The sequence below is a fragment of the Priestia sp. 3CA3 genome (assembly GCF_056836725.1).
The window spans coordinates 304,816-320,823 of sequence record NZ_JBXENJ010000001.1 but is presented as its reverse complement, the minus strand read 5'-3'; the positions used below and the strand labels follow the sequence as shown (position 1 = coordinate 320,823).

Genomic DNA, 16,008 nt, shown 5'->3' with positions numbered 1-16,008 from the left:
TGTTTAAATTAAAGAATCGCGCACAAATACGCCGACTCCTTTTGGTGCATGCGCCACAACTTTTGAACCTGACTCATTAACCGTCACCCAGCCAAGCCCTGAAAAAACAATATCCGTCTTTTCATTTTTGATTGTAAATTCATGTGCAACAAGTTCAGGAAACTCACTCATTTGCTCTGGGCGCGGCGGCTGAAGCAGTTCACCTGCTTGCTTTTCATACAACTCATCTGCTTTTTCAAGCTTTGTACGATGGATATGCAAATCATTCGATACATAACATGTTAACGACTTGCGGCCTCCCTGTACATAATCTAAGCGCGCCAGTCCTCCAAAGTATAACGTTTGCCCTTCGTTTAGCTGATAAACCTTCGGCTTTATTTCTTTTTTAGGAGAAATTAACTTTAAGTCTCGTTTATCTACATAGTGAGCCATTTGATGATGATTAATAATGCCAGGCGTATCATATAAAGACGCGCCGTTATCAAGCGGGATATCAATCATATCAAGCGTTGTGCCCGGATATTGAGACGTAGTAATAATATCTTTTTCTCCCGTTACTTCTTTAATAATGGCATTAATAAATGTCGATTTACCAACGTTTGTACATCCAACAACATATACATCTTTACCTTCGCGATAATGTTCAATGGCTTCGGCAATTTCTCGAATTCCTTGTCCTTTTTGCGCGCTCATGAGGAACACATCCACTGATTTTAGGCCAAGCTCTTTCGCTTCTCGCTTCATCCAATGAATTAGTTTATTTTTCTTTATAGACTTCGGCAGTAAATCTGCTTTATTTCCCACTAAAAGAACCTTATTATTTCCAACAAATCGATGCAAACCAGGTAACCAGCTGCCGTTAAAGTCAAAGATATCTACAACTTTTACAACCAAACCGTCCGTTTGACCAATTCCATTTAAGATTTTTAAAAAATCATCGTCTGTTAAGGAAACATCTTGTACTTCATTATAATGCTTCAAGCGAAAGCATCGCTGGCAAATAATAGCTTCTTTTTCTAATGCTGATTTTGGAGCGTAGCCAAGTTCATTCGGTCGTTCTGTTTGAATCTCCACTCCGCATCCTACGCACTGTATTTTTTCTTCACTCACGTTTTAATCCTCCCAGTTAATCATACCTTTTCGTTTCATCCAACCTAAAATTCTTCGTTCCATTTTACGGTTAAATTTCGTTACAAATCCATCTGTTTGCGCAACTGGTACAACCAAAACCGTATATACGCCTAGGCGATTTCCTCCTAATACATCCGTTAAAAGCTGGTCGCCAATGACCACAACCTCATCTTTTTGCAGCTCCATATCACGAAGAGCTCTTCTAAATGCTTTACGCATCGGTTTGCGTGCTTTATATACAAATGGAAGTCCAACTGGATCTGAAAACAGCTTGACTCGTTTCTCCACATTATTCGATACAATCGTAATTTTAATTCCACTATCTTTCATTAACTGAAACCACTCAATTAATTCCGGAGTGGCATCAGGGCGATCCCATTCCACCAACGTGTTATCTAAGTCGGTAATAATTCCTTTTATCCCGCGCTCTTTCAAATCGTCTGGCTTAATTTGAAACACGTTTTTCACATGTTCATTTGGTAAAAAAAGTTTCAACACGTATCATGCACCTCGAATATATAGTTACATACTAAAATTAACGCCGTCTATCATTATAACGACTTCTTGTTATTTTCCAACCTAAAATTTTATTCTCTTCAAAAACAGGTCTTTTCTTAGTATAAAGGATATGCCTTGTGAATGCTTTAACTTTATACAGAAAGTTATTGACAAAATGCAGTAAACCTCCATTTGTTCGTGAGCTTACGATATATTTACCCACTGCAAACTTAAAATAAAAAATAGTGCAGAAAACGTTTATTACTTATCAAATAGGGTAAGTGGTAAACAAATTCTGTTAAAAGTTTTCGACAAAAAATGATAACCCCAACTATGTGGATAAGGTTATACACATTATCCTCTGTTATAGTTCAGCAATTAATGGTAATTATAAACAACATACCCACATTTTATCCACCGAAAGCTGTGGATAACAGAACGATTGTTCCTTTATTTGATTCATGTTAGATTATAAATAAGGAATTTATTAGCATTTAAATATAACTTTTTAGGATATTTATTTTAGTAGGAGGTGGCGGCAATCTTATGAGAAAATTATCAGATGAGCTGCTTATTGAGTCATACAGCAAAGCAACCGAACTGCAATTAAGCCCTGATTTTATAAAATTAATTGAAGAGGAAATTGAAAGAAGATCATTAAAGATTAGCATACAAATTCCGTCTTAACGAATAAAAGAGCCTTCTTAATAAAAGAAAGCTGCATCTTCATTTATCTATCTACTCTTTTATTATATAGGCTCTATCTTTTCAAATGAGCAATTGGTTCTCCACATTTTACGTAAGAACCTGAGTGGACGTTAGAATCAAAAGTGATTGAGTTCTTCTCAAATAATAAAATGACAGTCGAGCCAAACGTGAAGTAAGCCATTTCTTCCCCTTTTTCGACTACTTCTTTTTTAGAAACCGCTTCAATGCTGTTTATAAACATGGCTCCTACTTTTACCATCAGCATGTGACCATTTTCAAATGTTAACTCCGTGAGCTTCCGGAAATTTTTCACAAGCGGTTCTTTCCCATACTTGATTCCTAATGAATTTACTGGATAAGACTTTTGTCCAACGGTCCACGTATTCCCTACTTGTGCTTTAAGAGGACTGTGAATGCGATGATAGTCTTTTGGACTAAGATAGAGGATGATAAACTGTCCTTCTATATATTTTTCAAGAATGAGATCATTTGAAACCATTTCCTGTATAGAATAAGGTTTGTTTTTTACAATCATTTCTTTTTGAGGCGTAATGACTCCATATGCTTCTATCTTTGCATCTACAGGACTGACAACGCTGTCTTTCTGCTGATCGACCGGACGGGCAGAGGGCTTCAAACGACGAATAAATAGCTCGTGTAAGTTTTGATAATGATGCAGAGGCTTGTCCATTTCTTCTTTATTTACTTTAAAAACTTTTGTATAGGAGGGTATAATAAACCGACTCCATTTAGAGAAAGTGAATTTTCGAATGAGCTTCGATGATCCCTGGTGATTCGTAAGCTCAATAAACGTTCGATACAGGTGCTGCAACAATAATTTTACCTCCACATACTGAATAGTTCTTTACTAGAATAAGGTTTGCGTCTACAATGAAATTACCATTATTTTTACCTTTAGTTCATTCCATCCTTTAAAGGAGTGAGGAAATTGTTTTTATTAGACTATCTAGATCATACAATTAAAAAGCTGAGATCCCAAGCGGCAAACTCCTTAACGATTGTTAATTTAAGTTTAGGAAGCTTTGCTATTTTATTTGTCATGAAAAATGAATTGAACTTAAGTTTATTACTAATTTTTTTAGCAGCGTTAGCAGACCGATTCGACGGCATGGTAGCCAGAAAGCTGCAAATTGAATCTGAACTTGGAAAACAACTGGACTCCATGTGCGATATTATATCATTTGGCATCGCTCCAGCTCTACTACTTTATCAAAGTATTTTATCTCACTTTGGTGCTGCAGGTTCAATTGTTACCATCTGTTACATTGCTTGCGGAGCACTTCGTCTTGCCCGCTTTAACATCACAGAAAATACTGGGTATTTTACAGGGCTCCCTATTACCGCAGCAGGTTGTTTATTAACTCTTAGCTACTTGGGCGTCCCTTATTTGCCTTCACACTTTTATATGTTTTTAATTATCGTACTCGCTTGCTTGATGATTAGTACGTTCAAGCTAAAAAAAGTATAGAGCTCCATTTACTTTTACAAAGGAATATTATCATCTTGCTTCTTTTCTTAATTATAGAATAAATCATCTTCTTTAAGAAACAAAGCGAAAATTCCTTAAGAATTCTTAAAAATGAATGGTTCTATTCGGTAGGATATGTCATCTAAAAAAACTCATGCACATGCATGAGTTTTTTTTAACACCAGCAGCTAAAAAACCAATAGAAGCTTCCGAAAATTAATAACAGAACAAATAGAACAATCAACAATCCAAGTCCCCAGCCGAACCCTCCTCCGCATGGGTAAGCTGGATAATTAGGATAACAGCAGCCTCCGTAACCGTACATACTCTCCCTCCTTACACTATGAACTACTACTAGCGTATGTACATACTTTTTCTCTGTATAGGCTGGTAACTATCTCTAAAGAAAAATCTGTGGACTTTTTCAAACTCTCTTGTCCCTGGGGGGAATTTTAAACGTACAGGCAAAGACATCCTTCTTTTTACATATAGTGTAATGTTAGTCTCTCACAGGTTGATATCCCCTTATGGAGGTGAAGAGATGTCTGCATTATTTACCGCACTAGGCTATTTCTTTAAAGAATTGGTTTTCCTTGTTTCCTACGTAAAAAACAATGCGTTTCCTCAACCCTTGTCTGCTGCTGAAGAAAAGAGATATTTATCTTTAATGGAACAAGGAGATCAAGAAGCGCGAAACCTTCTTATTGAACACAATCTCCGACTCGTTGCGCATATTGTTAAAAAGTTTGAAAACACGGGAGAGGATGCGGAAGATTTAATTTCAATTGGGACAATCGGTTTAATTAAAGCAATCGAAAGTTATTCGCAAGGAAAAGGAACAAAATTAGCTACTTATGCCGCACGCTGTATTGAAAATGAAATATTGATGCACTTGCGAGCGCTCAAAAAAACAAAAAAAGATGTGTCGCTGCATGATCCAATTGGCCAGGATAAAGAAGGAAATGAAATCAGTTTGATTGATGTATTAAAATCAGAATCAGACGATGTAATTGATATGATTCAACTAAATATGGAATTAGAAAAAATAAAAGAATACATCGATATCCTCGATGATCGAGAAAAAGAAGTAATTGTTGGCCGCTTCGGTTTGGATTTGCAGGATGAAAAAACCCAGCGAGAAATTGCAAAGGAGTTAAATATTTCAAGAAGTTATGTTTCGCGAATTGAAAAGCGAGCGCTGATGAAAATGTTTCACGAATTTTACAGAGCCGAAAAAGAGAAAAAAAAGAGCGGAAAGAAGGAGAATTAATCCTTCTTTCCGCTCTTTTTTTAAAATAATTTCCAAATGATAATCCGCAGCAAACACATCATTACTCCCCCTACTAGTCATTTAGGTGGAATCTTTCTCCACAAGCAGCCATACAACGATATATCCTTTTTGATTAATCATCATTCATCCACTCCTTTCCACTATTCAAATTAGAAATGACGATAAAATTCATACTTGCGGTCTTTTATTTCTTCTTCTAATTGTCTTACATACTGTTCATGCTTAATTTCTTCCTCTGAGTATTGACGGGACTTTATGGTAATAGTTAAAAAGAAAATATTCAGTGTCATTCCAATCACCTCCTTATACAAAAAAAACCACAGTTATGCATAAGCATCCTGTGGCTGAAAAACAATAAAAACCACAGGGCTACTATTCGCACCTGTGGTGAATTAACGTGTTTTAACGATCAAGGTAAGAAAGTTACTTGATACAGGAACACGGCCGAATAGTATACATATATAGACGATTTTTGAACATAGCCCAAACTGAATGATCCATACCTGATAAACGTCTTAACATATGACTCGACCTCCTTTTAATAAAGTATTTTCCTTACAATGGTAATTATATCCACGAACTTATAAAAAGTAAACTGTTTTTTTGAAAAATAGGGAATTTTTTTATTTTTTTAACCCTCATAAAAAAAAGACGATGGATCATCGCCTTTTTGTATCTATTATTCTTTTTCTTTCATTAATTCTTTTTTTAGTTTTTTAGTTTGATAACTAAAATAAAAAGCAAGGGCGGTAAAAAGAATAACGATCGCTTCCATTATTCCAAGCTGCATATCACTTTTTTCACCTTGGCCAATCATAACACCAATATACAAGAATGTACTTACGGCTAGAAGGACGTAAATAAAGCGGCTGTAATCTTCAATTTTTGCTTTGATGTGTTGAGCTTTCATACAATCACCTTCTCAGTAGAATGTTATAACTCTACTCTATCATAGATCTATAGGTCTATAAAAATCCTATTTTTACCACCTTTATTCCAATGCTCTTTCTAAGTCTTCAATTAAATCTTCTACATCTTCAAGACCTACAGAAATACGAATTAATCCATCTGTAATTCCTAGCTCTTTACGTCGGTCGCTCGGTATAGAAGCATGAGTCATTTTAGAAGGAATAGAAATGAGGCTTTCGATGGCTCCTAAACTTTCTGCTAATGTAAAATACTTCACTTTGCTCAGTACTTCTTCCGCTTTCTCTTCGCTTCCCACATCAAACGAAACCATTCCCCCAAAACCTCTTGCTTGCTTTTTAGCAATGAGGTGGTTTGGGTGGGTTTTTAATCCTGGATAATATACTTTTGCCACAGCAGGATGGGCAAGTAAAAATTCTACTATTTTCCCCGTGTTGAATTCGTGTTCTTCCATTCGTATTCCTAATGTTTTAATCCCTCTCATTAAAAGCCAAGAATCCTGAGGTCCTAAAATGCCTCCAGTCGCATTTTGGATAAAATGAAGGTCTTCAGCTAATTTAGGCGAATTCACCACTGCTAGCCCTGCTACAACGTCACTGTGTCCCCCTAAATACTTAGTTGCACTGTGCAGAACAATATCTGCGCCTTTTTCGATAGGATTTTGCCAATACGGCGTACTGAATGTGTTGTCAACGATGGTAAGTAAATGGTGTTGTTTAGCTACTGAAGAAGCATGCTGCAAGTCAGTAATTTTTAGAAGAGGATTCGTTGGAGTTTCAATAAAAATGGCTTTTGTGTTAGGGCGAATTTCTTTCTCGATATTTTGGATATCGCTTGTATCAATAAAAGTAGCCTCAATGCCGATACGGCTTAGTACCTTTGTGATCACTCGATACGTTCCTCCGTATACGTCATCTGTAATTAACACATGATCTCCGCTGTTAAACAGCATGAACACGGCAGTAGTAGCGGCCATACCAGATCCAAACGCAAACCCAGCATATCCTCCTTCAATTTCTTTGATAAGTTCTTCTAGGGCATGACGTGTAGGGTTACCGGTTCTCGAATACTCATATCCCGTATGTTTTCCCGCTCCCTCTTGTTTATAAGTACTCACTTGATAAATAGGAACAGAGACAGCACCCGTCTGTTCATCGCCAACAATTCCACCATGAATCAACTGTGTTTTACGTTTCATCTTATCTTCCTCCACTGTAAATATTTTTACTTAAGTACCGTTCACTGCTATCCGGAAAAATCGTGACGATATGAGCCCCTTTTTCTGCATTTTTTGCTTCGATCAGGGCTGCTTCAAAGGCTGCTCCTGAAGAGCTACCTACTAGTAACCCCTCTTTTAAAGCCAGCTCTTTCACTCTTTGAAAAGCATAAACATCTTCAACAGTATGAATAGCATTAAAATAAGATCGCTCCATATAATCAGGAATGAACTCCATTCCAATTCCTTCAGTTAAGTGAGGACCGGATTTCCCCCCGTTTAAAATTGAACCTTCTGGCTCCACGATGACTGTTTTTAGAGAAGGATTTTTTTCTTTCAAAAATTTCGCTGTACCCATAAATGTCCCCCCTGTACCTGCTCCAGCTACAAACACGTCAACTTTTCCATCAAGCTGTTCATATATTTCTGGCCCTAAGGTTTTATAATAAGTCATAGGGTTGGCCGGATTAGCAAACTGTTGAGGACAATAAGAACCAGGGATTTCACGCAGCAGCTCTTGAGCTTTGTTTATAGCACCTTTCATACCAGCTTCAGTAGGCGTTTGAACCACCGTTGCCCCCAAAGCCTTCATAAGCTGCTGTTTTTCAATACTGAATTTTTCTGGAACACATAGTATGACGTTTATTTCGTACTGAAGAGCAGCTAAAGCCAGCCCGATCCCCGTATTCCCAGCAGTAGGCTCAACCAGCGTTCCGCCTCGCTTCAGTCTTCCAGAGCCAAGAGCTTCTTGCAGCAGTTCTTTTCCTAAACGATCTTTTACACTTCCTCCTGGATTAACATATTCCAGCTTGGCAAATATCCTGATTTCCCTAGGTAAATCAAATTGTGTAATCTCAATCATAGGTGTGTTTCCAATCAATTCATGAACGTTTTTGACTACCTTCATAATCTTGAACACCTCGCTATCGAAATAATATAACTTAACCTATAAATAAAGTAGGAATTAAGATAAAAATATAGTCTACACCCCATGTTATGACAAACGATGCAGAGTGTAGACGAAAACAAACTCTATATTTTATGAACAGCTTATTTTAATTTTGTAATAAAATTCAATACTAATTTCGTTGAATTAACAGCTGCTTTTTCTAAAAATTGCTCAAAAGAAACATTTGATTCTTTGCCGGCGATGTCAGAAAGAGCACGAAGAATAACAAACGGTACGCCAAATTGATAGCATACTTGAGCAACAGCCGCTGCTTCCATTTCAGCTGCATAAAGGTCTGGAAACTTAGAGCGAACAAACTCTACGCGCACAGGATCGTTCATGAACGAATCTCCTGTAGCAATTAATCCTTTTACAATTTTCATATCCGTTACTTCAAGAGCGCTTTCTTCAGCAAGGCGAACTAGTTTTTCATCTGCTTTAAAAGCTGCAGGCAAGTTTGGCACTTGACCGTATTCATAGTTGAATACCGTTACATCTACATCATGATGACGAACTTCTGTTGAAATAACCGCGTCCCCTACGTTTAACTCTGGATGGAAACCGCCTGCTGATCCTGTGTTAATAACGTAATCAGGTTTGAACTTCTCTAGTAAGATGGCTGTAGATAACGCCGCATTTACTTTTCCAATACCTGATTTTAATAATACAACCTCCACGCCGCTGATTGTTCCTGTTGAGTATTCACATCCTGCGATTACTGTTTCTTGACGATTCTCAATTTTATCGCGTAAAATCGTCACTTCTTCTTCCATTGCTCCAATGATTGCTACTTTCATTTTAAAACCTCTTTCTACTATTGTTTCGTTGCCTCCAATACCCACACAAAGTGATTAAATTGTGTAAAGGTTATGTGAAAACCATTGCTTTCAAAGATTTGCTTTAAGACAGGGATCGTTGTATAGTATTCCCTCTCTAGATCTTCTGCTAGTTGCGTATACCCTTTTTGTTTTGCCTGAACAATGGTATCAGCAAATGAATCCGCTGTTTCAAACATTGTATCGGCAAACACTATTTTACCACCGGTTTGAAGTAACTTTCCATAGTTTATCACAGCTTCTTCTTTTTCTTTATCTGTTAAATGATGAAATGCATACGTACTAACTAAGCTCTCTGCTGGAAACAACGATGTATCAAACTGTAAAAAGTCTCCCGGTGTGACTAAAACATCTGCTCCTAATTTCTGGTGTGCCAATTGTCTCATTGGCACTGACGGCTCAATTCCTACTACCGTAAGTTCTTTTTCTAAAAGTTTTTTTGTTAAGTTTCCAGTGCCTGTTCCAAATTCTATCACATGCCCTATTGAACGGTCTGCTACATATTCTAAGATTTCATTATAATTGCGAAACACTTCTCTATACTGTTCATCTTTCCCGCTTACCGATGCATCATACTCATTCGCCCACTTTTCAAAGATATCTAAAAACTCTAGCCCCATAAAAAACGCCTCCTCCTAACTAATAATTCTTATGGATATAGTATGTTTTTAGTCATCGTTTGTTCTTCATTTACAAATATTTTAAGCTTTTAACTTTCTATTTGCTATACTATAGTAATGAGGTAAGGAGGCCGTAAGATGAATTTTGAATTTGAAATGATTGAAGATAAAATAGAATTTTTTGAAGCGCCTGATGTTAAAATGCTTGAAAAACAAATTGCTGAAAAAATTGATCAAAATAAGGCGATTTTACTTGAGGTACATAGCGTATCTCATCAAATGTCTGTGGACTATGAACAAGGTAAAAAACTGTACTCTGCAGTTGTTCATTTCAAAATAAAAAAGCAGCGCTAGCGCGCTGCTTTTTTTATTGAAGCTTATCCACTACTGCGGGCTTCCAGCCTTCTCCATCTACCCATTCAATTTGAACGCGGTATTTTGTTGATGAGTTGCCTTTAGGACTAACCGTAGCTACAGCTTTACCTACGCCACCGTTATTACCTAGACGCCATACGGTCATATTGCTTGGGCTAATGCCTGACCCTTCGCCTACAGCTTTTAGCATTTCGTTCCAATCCGTTGATCCTTTTTTATATGTTGCTGCAGGAGCATCTTGTGATGTACCTACTGAATCCCATGAAGGATCTACCTTGCGTTCTGCCACGCCAGGCTCTGGATTTTTCTCTACTTCAGCCTGTGAATCTGAGTCGTTTGATTCTTCATCTGTTGCTTGATCATCTTCAGAGCTTTGGTCATCTTCAGAGCTTTGATCGTCCGTTGCTTGATCCTCTGTTGCTTGATCATCTTTCGAAGAATCATCGTCTTTTTTAGCCGTCTTGTCCGTTTTTTGGTCATTTGTTTGCGGATTGTTTTGAGTTGTTTCCGCTTGGTTATCCGATTTATCCTTGTTTCCAAGAATCATCGTACCACCGACAAATACAATTAAAACCGCTACGACAGCAATTAACAGATTATATAATCGGTTTACTTTTTTTTCTTTGTTTTCGTGTCTTGAAGAACGATTGTTATTCATTGCTACAATTTCCTCCAACTTTTATAATGCTTTATTCTAACATGTGTTTTCTTATACATGAAGCATCAAAATTTATTTGAAGTATATTTGTAATATTTTTTACAAATTCTTCTTGTTTTAACGTGTATTTAAGTCATACATCCCTTTAACAATATCATAAAATACGCTGTTTGTGGGAGATATCGCACTTTTTGTATTTAAATCCACTACTACCATTGCGTATTTTGGATCATCTGCCGGAAAGTAACCCGCAAACCATTTATTGACGATATCGGCCTTCACATTGATTTCAGCAGTTCCTGACTTTCCTGCCACTTCATAAGGAAGCGTTTGAAATCTTCTTCCTGTTCCTTTTTCGCTCTGTACGACGCCTTTTAAAAGCTGCTGCATAGAAGCAGCTGTGGCTTCATTAATCGTATCTCCTTTTAGCTCATGCTCTTTAAACGTATACAGTGACGTATTGTTTTTATAGTCCAGCGCATCTACCGCTTTTACCTGCTTCTTTTCTCCTCCCCGTGCAATTGTCGCCATCATATTTGCTACTGCAAGCGGAGTCACTTTTACGTCAAGCTGTCCAATTGCTGTTTGCGCTACAGCATTTGGTACTTTTTTTTCTCTATCATTTGTCCAAACTCTTCCCGATTTTTCTCCTAAAAACTGCTTAAAATGTTCAAAGTGAAACACATCACCCGTCCATCCTACAGGCTGAAGAAGCCCTAACTTATCAGCATATTGTTCAATGATATCCGGATTAGATATTATCATTTCTTTTGCTAGCTGGGCAAACGTTGCATTACAACTTTGCGCAAAGCTTTCTTCAAACGTCAGCTGCCCTTTTTGATGATCTTCTTCTACATTATTGCCATAAATACTTTTATCGCAGTTATAGGTAAAAGAAGGCTGAATTTTATTTTGTTCAAGCGCTGCAGCTGCTGTTACGGTTTTAAATATAGATCCAGGAGTTTGCGGCGTCAGCAAACGATTTTCTACGCTGTCTGAACCGTTTTGCTTTTTAAATGGATCTTTCTTATTAATTGAAGGCCTGCTGGCCATCGCAATTACTTTATTGTTTTTTATATCAATTAAGACGGCTCCTCCGTCTTTTAACTTATAATGATTCAATGTATTCTCCACTAGCTCCTGAGCAGACAAATCAAGCGTCGTACGCACACTGACTGGATAATAAGGGTTAGCTGTGCCCGTATATTTTACATCGATGCCAAACATAGGCCCACCTAGTCGATCAACATGATAAAGGAGCTTAGACTCTTGTTCAGGCAGCAAAAACTCGTCAAAAGCCCTCTGCATCCCTGAGATACCTACAGGCGTAGTTGATTTAATAGCTCCATTTTTCAATTTATCACTGTACTTCTCTTCAATTATTTGTTTGCTTTGTGCTTCTAGTCCGATTAAATGTTCAGCAAGAGGAACTGGACGCTCATCTTTTAGAGGAATTCCAAACACGCCAGGTACCTTTAATGCATTTATTTTTTCGACTTGTGCATGGGATAATTCTTTTGTAATAACAACCGGTGTTTTAGCATTCGCTAGTCTGTTCGTTAATTCCTGTGGTTGCATTCCCACAATTTCGCTTACTTGCTGAACGGGCCACTTCATTTTTTCTAAAAATGGAAACAGGACTAAGCGATTATGCGTGATAGATGTTAAAGACTGTCCATTTGTATCTTCGAATTTCCCTCGTCCGTCGTCTACCACCATTTCCTGCGTACGCTGTTTTACGCTTCCTTCAATTAAGTTAATATTTTTATCAGTAAAAGATTCTGTGCTGACAAGCTGGAGTTGAACAAGCCGTGCTCCCAGTCCACTAATTAATAATAAAATAAAAATAAGAGTAATATAAATTCGCTTGTGAATTATTTTCATGACTACACCTCACTCTTTACAAGTGTCGACGTTGCCATTACTTTTAAAACCATTATCTTAAGAAATATTCATTCTTTTTTTCATTCCATAAAAAAACTTGCTGATTCAGCAAGTTTTTATTATTCATTTTCCGTTAAAAATTGTTGAGTTGTTCGTAGCTTTCCTATTTTCGGAAAGATGTAAGAAAGAGTGGCTTCATGCTCTTCTTTTGTAAATGTCGCCATGGCATCCGTGATAAAAATTTGGTTATATCCATACTGAAATGCTTCACGAGCTGTGCTTTCCACACCAATATTTGTTGCAATTCCGCAAAGGACAATTGTATCAATTCCTCTTCGGCGAAGCTGAAGGTCTAAATCTGTCCCAAAAAAGGCTCCCCACTGACGTTTTGTCACAATGTAATCAGTCTCTTGAACATTAAGTCTTGGATCGAATTCTGCCCAGTCTGCAGGTCTTTCTTGAGGAGCAGATGGCTTTTGATCCGTTTCTGGCGTCAACGCATCTTTTCCATCTTGAAAATCTACTCGTACAAAGCTAATAAATCCACTTTGTTCGCGGAAACGATTCACAAGCTGAACAGATTTTTCTACGATTTCGTCTCCTCCAATTGGAACAATCCCTTTTTGTAAATCAATTAAAACAAGCGCTGTTTTAGTAAAATCGATATCTTTCATCTTCATCTTTCCTTTCCTACATATCTTTTCTATTCTCTCCGTTTTTTTAAATCATATAAAAAAAAGCTGACGCGTGTCAGCTTTTTTACTTACGAGCATTCAGTAGAACGCTTCCAACCATATGTTTTACTTAACAGATACAATTTTCACTGACATATCTCCACCAGGAGTTTGAACAGTTACTTGATCTCCAATTTGTTTGCCCATTAGACTTTTAGCAATTGGCGAATCATTTGAAATTTTCCCTTCAAATGGATCTGCTTCTGCACTACCTACAATTGTATACGTTTCTTCGTCACCATCTGGCAACTCTACAAATGTTACAGATTTACCTAATGATACGATAGAAGAATTTTCTACATCTTCTTCAATAATTTTCGCATTGCGAATCATATTCTCAAGCGTTGTAATACGTCCTTCCACGAAAGCCTGCTCGTCTTTTGCAGAATCGTACTCAGAGTTCTCCGATAAATCTCCAAAACTGCGGGCGATCTTGATACGCTCTACAACTTCTTTACGTTTTACTGTTTTTAAATATTCTAGCTCTTGCTCTAGCTTTAGCTTTCCTTCTTCTGTCATTGGAAATACTTTTTCTTGTGCCATAATCCCTTCACTCCTTCTTGAACTCAAAATCTCTAGTGTATACAGTCGATTTCTGTATGTACAAAAAATTTTCCACTCTGTGGAAAAATCAGTTAATAGAGAAATGACAGCTTCAAAATAGAAGCTGCTCGTTTCTCTATTCTTTATAATGTTTGTGTTTAGTTAGCAGAATATGTCTGCATTGTCTTCAAAAAAATTCCTGCATCTATGCTATGTTATTATAAAATGGCATTTTGTTCAAGAATTGTTTGAATTTTAGTGACCATCAAGTCAATCGCTACGTGGTTTTGACCGCCTTCAGGAATGATAATATCTGCATAGCGTTTTGTTGGTTCAACAAACTGATTATGCATCGGGCGAACGACAGATACGTATTGATCAACAACTGACTCAAGCGTACGCTCTCGTTCTTTAATATCACGAAGCATACGACGAATGATACGAAGATCCGCATCTGTATCTACGTATAGCTTGATATCCATTAAATTACGCAAGCGCTGATCTTCTAGTACAAGAATACCTTCTAAGATAATAACATCTTTTGGTTCTTCTTTAATTACCTTCTCAGAGCGCGTATGAATTGCGTAATCATATACCGGTTTGTCAATGCTCTCATAATTTAATAAGTTTTGCAAGTGTTCAATCAGCAAATCATTATCAAATGCTAGAGGATGATCGTAATTTGTTTGCAAACGCTGTTCAAACGGTACATCGCTTTGATCTTTATAATAATAGTCTTGCTCAAGAAGCATAATAGAATGCCCTTTAAAATACTCATAAATAGCTTTGGTTACAGTTGTTTTACCAGAACCGGATCCACCAGCGATACCGATTACAACGGGCTTTTTCCCCATTTTATATTTAAATCCCCTTTCGCATCATGTTATATGAAAATAGAGGTTGGTCCACTTTAAATTTCACAATTTGCAGCGGATGACGCGCAGCATCTAGTTCATTGCCATCTTCGTCCCAAATTTTATCTATTTTTTGCGTAAAGTTTTTAATTTCCGGACCAAAAAATTCCACTTCTTCTCCCGGTTTAAAATAGTTACGCTGTTGCAATGTCACGATGCTTGTTTCTTCATCATAATTCAATACTAAACCAGCAAAATCAAATTTTGTTTTCTTGCCGTGTACGCCAAACATTTGTTCATCCACTCCAGGAACCCCTTCAAAAAAGGCGGGAGCCGTATCGCGATTCGCACATTTGTCTAGCTCATCAAGCCATTCTTTTTGAATCACAAAATTCTCAGGATCTGCACAGTATGCGTCAATCACTTTGCGATATACGCTCACCACTGTTGCAATATAGTGGATCGACTTCATACGTCCTTCAATTTTCAAGCTATCAATACCCAGCTCAATCATTTGAGGGATAGATTGAATTAAATTTAGATCTTTTGGACTCATTGCAAACGGATCGTCTTGCTCATCAAATAAAGGCGTTTCCGTTTTACCGTCTTCTACTTTAAATAAATCATAGTCCCAACGGCATGATTGACAGCAGCCTCCACGGTTTGAATCACGCGCTGTCATGTGGTTACTTAGCACGCAGCGGCCTGAATAAGCAATACACATCGCTCCGTGAATAAAAGCTTCAATTTCAATATCCACTTTTTCTTTCATTTCGCGCATTTCTTCAGCACCCGTTTCACGAGCAAGTACAACACGTTCTAATCCTTCTTCTTTCCAGAATTGAACGGCTTTCCAGTTTGAAAGTGATTGCTGCGTACTTAAGTGTACTTCAAGCTTAGGTGCAACGCGTCGACAGGTTTCGATAATTAACGGATCAGCTACGATGATTCCAGAAACGCCAGCGCGCTCTAATCCCATTAAATAATCTTCAAGTCCGTCCATATTTTCATTGTGAGCAAAAATGTTTGTTGTAACATAAATACGTGCGCCGTATTTGTTTGCAAACTGAACACCTTCTGCCATTTCTTCAAATGTAAAGTTATCTGCATTTGAACGAAGGCCAAACTCTTTTCCTCCGATAAACACAGCATCTGCTCCATAGTGTACGGCAACTTTTAATTTTTCAAGGTTACCGGCTGGAGCTAACAACTCAGGCTTTTTCGTAATAACTCGTTTACCTTCTACTACAGTATCGATTTGAACAGCCATCGTTTGTACCTCCTTTGTTTATCTT

20 protein-coding genes are annotated in these 16,008 nt (G+C 37.4%); 4 read left to right on the top strand and 16 right to left on the bottom strand.

The window, feature by feature from the left end:
- Positions 1–3: 3 nt before the first annotated feature.
- On the bottom strand, positions 4–1,110 hold the full coding sequence (yqeH, locus tag AC1VNJ_RS01585; RefSeq protein WP_028411666.1) for a ribosome biogenesis GTPase YqeH: 1,107 nt from the start codon (positions 1,108–1,110) through the stop codon (positions 4–6).
- A gap of 3 nt (positions 1,111–1,113) precedes the next feature.
- Positions 1,114–1,626, bottom strand: a complete 513-nt coding sequence (locus AC1VNJ_RS01580) for a YqeG family HAD IIIA-type phosphatase (RefSeq protein WP_013059263.1) — start codon at positions 1,624–1,626, stop codon at positions 1,114–1,116.
- A 549-nt stretch (positions 1,627–2,175) separates the two neighbouring features.
- Between AC1VNJ_RS01580 and AC1VNJ_RS01575 the strand changes: the two genes are divergently transcribed.
- Positions 2,176–2,316 carry a sporulation histidine kinase inhibitor Sda gene (locus AC1VNJ_RS01575; RefSeq protein ID WP_013059264.1) on the top strand — a complete coding sequence of 47 codons (141 nt, stop codon included), beginning with the start codon at positions 2,176–2,178 and terminating at the stop codon, positions 2,314–2,316.
- 73 nt (positions 2,317–2,389) lie between these two features.
- Here the strand turns inward: AC1VNJ_RS01575 and AC1VNJ_RS01570 are convergent, their stop codons facing one another.
- Complete coding sequence (locus AC1VNJ_RS01570; RefSeq protein ID WP_482640263.1) at positions 2,390–3,172, bottom strand: phosphatidylserine decarboxylase; 783 nt, start codon at positions 3,170–3,172, stop codon at positions 2,390–2,392.
- A 114-nt stretch (positions 3,173–3,286) separates the two neighbouring features.
- Between AC1VNJ_RS01570 and pssA the strand changes: the two genes are divergently transcribed.
- The gene (gene pssA / locus AC1VNJ_RS01565) at positions 3,287–3,826 is read left to right on the top strand and encodes a CDP-diacylglycerol--serine O-phosphatidyltransferase (protein WP_013059266.1); all 540 of its coding nucleotides are present in this window, start codon (positions 3,287–3,289) and stop codon (positions 3,824–3,826) included.
- Positions 3,827–4,001: 175 nt separating this feature from the next.
- On the opposite strand, the gene AC1VNJ_RS01560 is transcribed toward pssA, so the two are convergent.
- Positions 4,002–4,151 (bottom strand): hypothetical protein, encoded by a 150-nt coding sequence (locus AC1VNJ_RS01560; RefSeq protein ID WP_014458166.1) that lies wholly within the window; start codon positions 4,149–4,151, stop codon positions 4,002–4,004.
- 216 nt (positions 4,152–4,367) lie between these two features.
- Between AC1VNJ_RS01560 and sigK the strand changes: the two genes are divergently transcribed.
- Positions 4,368–5,096: an RNA polymerase sporulation sigma factor SigK gene (gene sigK / locus AC1VNJ_RS01555; protein WP_013059268.1), complete on the top strand. Its 729-nt coding sequence runs from the start codon at positions 4,368–4,370 to the stop codon at positions 5,094–5,096.
- Positions 5,097–5,266: 170 nt separating this feature from the next.
- On the opposite strand, the gene AC1VNJ_RS01550 is transcribed toward sigK, so the two are convergent.
- From AC1VNJ_RS01550 to AC1VNJ_RS01525, 6 genes are all read right to left on the bottom strand, one after another.
- Entirely contained in the window at positions 5,267–5,407 is a 141-nt protein-coding gene (locus tag AC1VNJ_RS01550) for a YrzI family small protein (protein WP_014458165.1), read from the bottom strand.
- A gap of 389 nt (positions 5,408–5,796) precedes the next feature.
- On the bottom strand, positions 5,797–6,027 hold the full coding sequence (locus AC1VNJ_RS01545; protein ID WP_028411668.1) for a YrhC family protein: 231 nt from the start codon (positions 6,025–6,027) through the stop codon (positions 5,797–5,799).
- An 81-nt stretch (positions 6,028–6,108) separates the two neighbouring features.
- Positions 6,109–7,242, bottom strand: coding sequence for a bifunctional cystathionine gamma-lyase/homocysteine desulfhydrase (locus AC1VNJ_RS01540; protein ID WP_028411669.1), 1,134 nt, complete (start codon positions 7,240–7,242; stop codon positions 6,109–6,111).
- A 1-nt stretch (position 7,243) separates the two neighbouring features.
- Positions 7,244–8,167, bottom strand: coding sequence for a PLP-dependent cysteine synthase family protein (locus AC1VNJ_RS01535; protein WP_028411670.1), 924 nt, complete (start codon positions 8,165–8,167; stop codon positions 7,244–7,246).
- 143 nt (positions 8,168–8,310) lie between these two features.
- A complete protein-coding gene (mtnN, locus tag AC1VNJ_RS01530) occupies positions 8,311–9,006 on the bottom strand; it encodes a 5'-methylthioadenosine/S-adenosylhomocysteine nucleosidase (RefSeq protein WP_028411671.1) in 696 nt (231 codons plus the stop codon).
- A gap of 17 nt (positions 9,007–9,023) precedes the next feature.
- A complete protein-coding gene (locus AC1VNJ_RS01525; protein ID WP_013059274.1) occupies positions 9,024–9,665 on the bottom strand; it encodes a class I SAM-dependent methyltransferase in 642 nt (213 codons plus the stop codon).
- Positions 9,666–9,803: 138 nt separating this feature from the next.
- Here AC1VNJ_RS01525 and AC1VNJ_RS01520 point away from each other — a divergent pair, with 138 nt between their 5' ends.
- Positions 9,804–10,019, top strand: coding sequence for a YrzA family protein (locus AC1VNJ_RS01520; protein WP_033579671.1), 216 nt, complete (start codon positions 9,804–9,806; stop codon positions 10,017–10,019).
- A 13-nt stretch (positions 10,020–10,032) separates the two neighbouring features.
- Here the strand turns inward: AC1VNJ_RS01520 and AC1VNJ_RS01515 are convergent, their stop codons facing one another.
- From AC1VNJ_RS01515 to AC1VNJ_RS01490, 6 genes are all read right to left on the bottom strand, one after another.
- The gene (locus AC1VNJ_RS01515) at positions 10,033–10,698 is read right to left on the bottom strand and encodes a YrrS family protein (RefSeq protein WP_045292102.1); all 666 of its coding nucleotides are present in this window, start codon (positions 10,696–10,698) and stop codon (positions 10,033–10,035) included.
- A gap of 117 nt (positions 10,699–10,815) precedes the next feature.
- Entirely contained in the window at positions 10,816–12,582 is a 1,767-nt protein-coding gene (locus AC1VNJ_RS01510) for a peptidoglycan D,D-transpeptidase FtsI family protein (RefSeq protein WP_482640262.1), read from the bottom strand.
- 119 nt (positions 12,583–12,701) lie between these two features.
- Complete coding sequence (locus tag AC1VNJ_RS01505; protein WP_430051762.1) at positions 12,702–13,262, bottom strand: isochorismatase family protein; 561 nt, start codon at positions 13,260–13,262, stop codon at positions 12,702–12,704.
- Positions 13,263–13,382: 120 nt separating this feature from the next.
- Positions 13,383–13,859 (bottom strand): transcription elongation factor GreA, encoded by a 477-nt coding sequence (greA, locus tag AC1VNJ_RS01500; RefSeq protein WP_013059279.1) that lies wholly within the window; start codon positions 13,857–13,859, stop codon positions 13,383–13,385.
- Between the two features lie 218 nt (positions 13,860–14,077).
- Positions 14,078–14,713: a uridine kinase gene (udk, locus tag AC1VNJ_RS01495; RefSeq protein ID WP_028411675.1), complete on the bottom strand. Its 636-nt coding sequence runs from the start codon at positions 14,711–14,713 to the stop codon at positions 14,078–14,080.
- A gap of 7 nt (positions 14,714–14,720) precedes the next feature.
- Complete coding sequence (locus tag AC1VNJ_RS01490) at positions 14,721–15,983, bottom strand: peptidase U32 family protein (RefSeq protein ID WP_028411676.1); 1,263 nt, start codon at positions 15,981–15,983, stop codon at positions 14,721–14,723.
- Positions 15,984–16,008 lie beyond the last annotated feature (25 nt).

Excerpts from the sequence above, each read along its gene's own strand:
- sigK (WP_013059268.1), top strand. The coding sequence starts at position 4,368 with ATGTCTGCATTATTTACCGCACTAGGCTATTTCTTTAAAGAATTGGTT.
- AC1VNJ_RS01545 (WP_028411668.1), bottom strand. The coding sequence starts at position 6,027 with ATGAAAGCTCAACACATCAAAGCAAAAATTGAAGATTACAGCCGCTTT.
- AC1VNJ_RS01525 (WP_013059274.1), bottom strand. The coding sequence starts at position 9,665 with ATGGGGCTAGAGTTTTTAGATATCTTTGAAAAGTGGGCGAATGAGTAT.
- AC1VNJ_RS01535 (WP_028411670.1), bottom strand. The coding sequence starts at position 8,167 with ATGAAGGTAGTCAAAAACGTTCATGAATTGATTGGAAACACACCTATG.
- AC1VNJ_RS01575 (WP_013059264.1), top strand. The coding sequence starts at position 2,176 with ATGAGAAAATTATCAGATGAGCTGCTTATTGAGTCATACAGCAAAGCA.
- udk (WP_028411675.1), bottom strand. The coding sequence starts at position 14,713 with ATGGGGAAAAAGCCCGTTGTAATCGGTATCGCTGGTGGATCCGGTTCT.
- AC1VNJ_RS01550 (WP_014458165.1), bottom strand. The coding sequence starts at position 5,407 with ATGACACTGAATATTTTCTTTTTAACTATTACCATAAAGTCCCGTCAA.
- mtnN (WP_028411671.1), bottom strand. The coding sequence starts at position 9,006 with ATGAAAGTAGCAATCATTGGAGCAATGGAAGAAGAAGTGACGATTTTA.
- AC1VNJ_RS01520 (WP_033579671.1), top strand. The coding sequence starts at position 9,804 with ATGAATTTTGAATTTGAAATGATTGAAGATAAAATAGAATTTTTTGAA.
- AC1VNJ_RS01510 (WP_482640262.1), bottom strand. The coding sequence starts at position 12,582 with ATGAAAATAATTCACAAGCGAATTTATATTACTCTTATTTTTATTTTA.
- AC1VNJ_RS01515 (WP_045292102.1), bottom strand. The coding sequence starts at position 10,698 with ATGAATAACAATCGTTCTTCAAGACACGAAAACAAAGAAAAAAAAGTA.
- AC1VNJ_RS01505 (WP_430051762.1), bottom strand. The coding sequence starts at position 13,262 with ATGAAGATGAAAGATATCGATTTTACTAAAACAGCGCTTGTTTTAATT.
- greA (WP_013059279.1), bottom strand. The coding sequence starts at position 13,859 with ATGGCACAAGAAAAAGTATTTCCAATGACAGAAGAAGGAAAGCTAAAG.
- AC1VNJ_RS01490 (WP_028411676.1), bottom strand. The coding sequence starts at position 15,983 with ATGGCTGTTCAAATCGATACTGTAGTAGAAGGTAAACGAGTTATTACG.
- AC1VNJ_RS01540 (WP_028411669.1), bottom strand. The coding sequence starts at position 7,242 with ATGAAACGTAAAACACAGTTGATTCATGGTGGAATTGTTGGCGATGAA.
- AC1VNJ_RS01560 (WP_014458166.1), bottom strand. The coding sequence starts at position 4,151 with ATGTACGGTTACGGAGGCTGCTGTTATCCTAATTATCCAGCTTACCCA.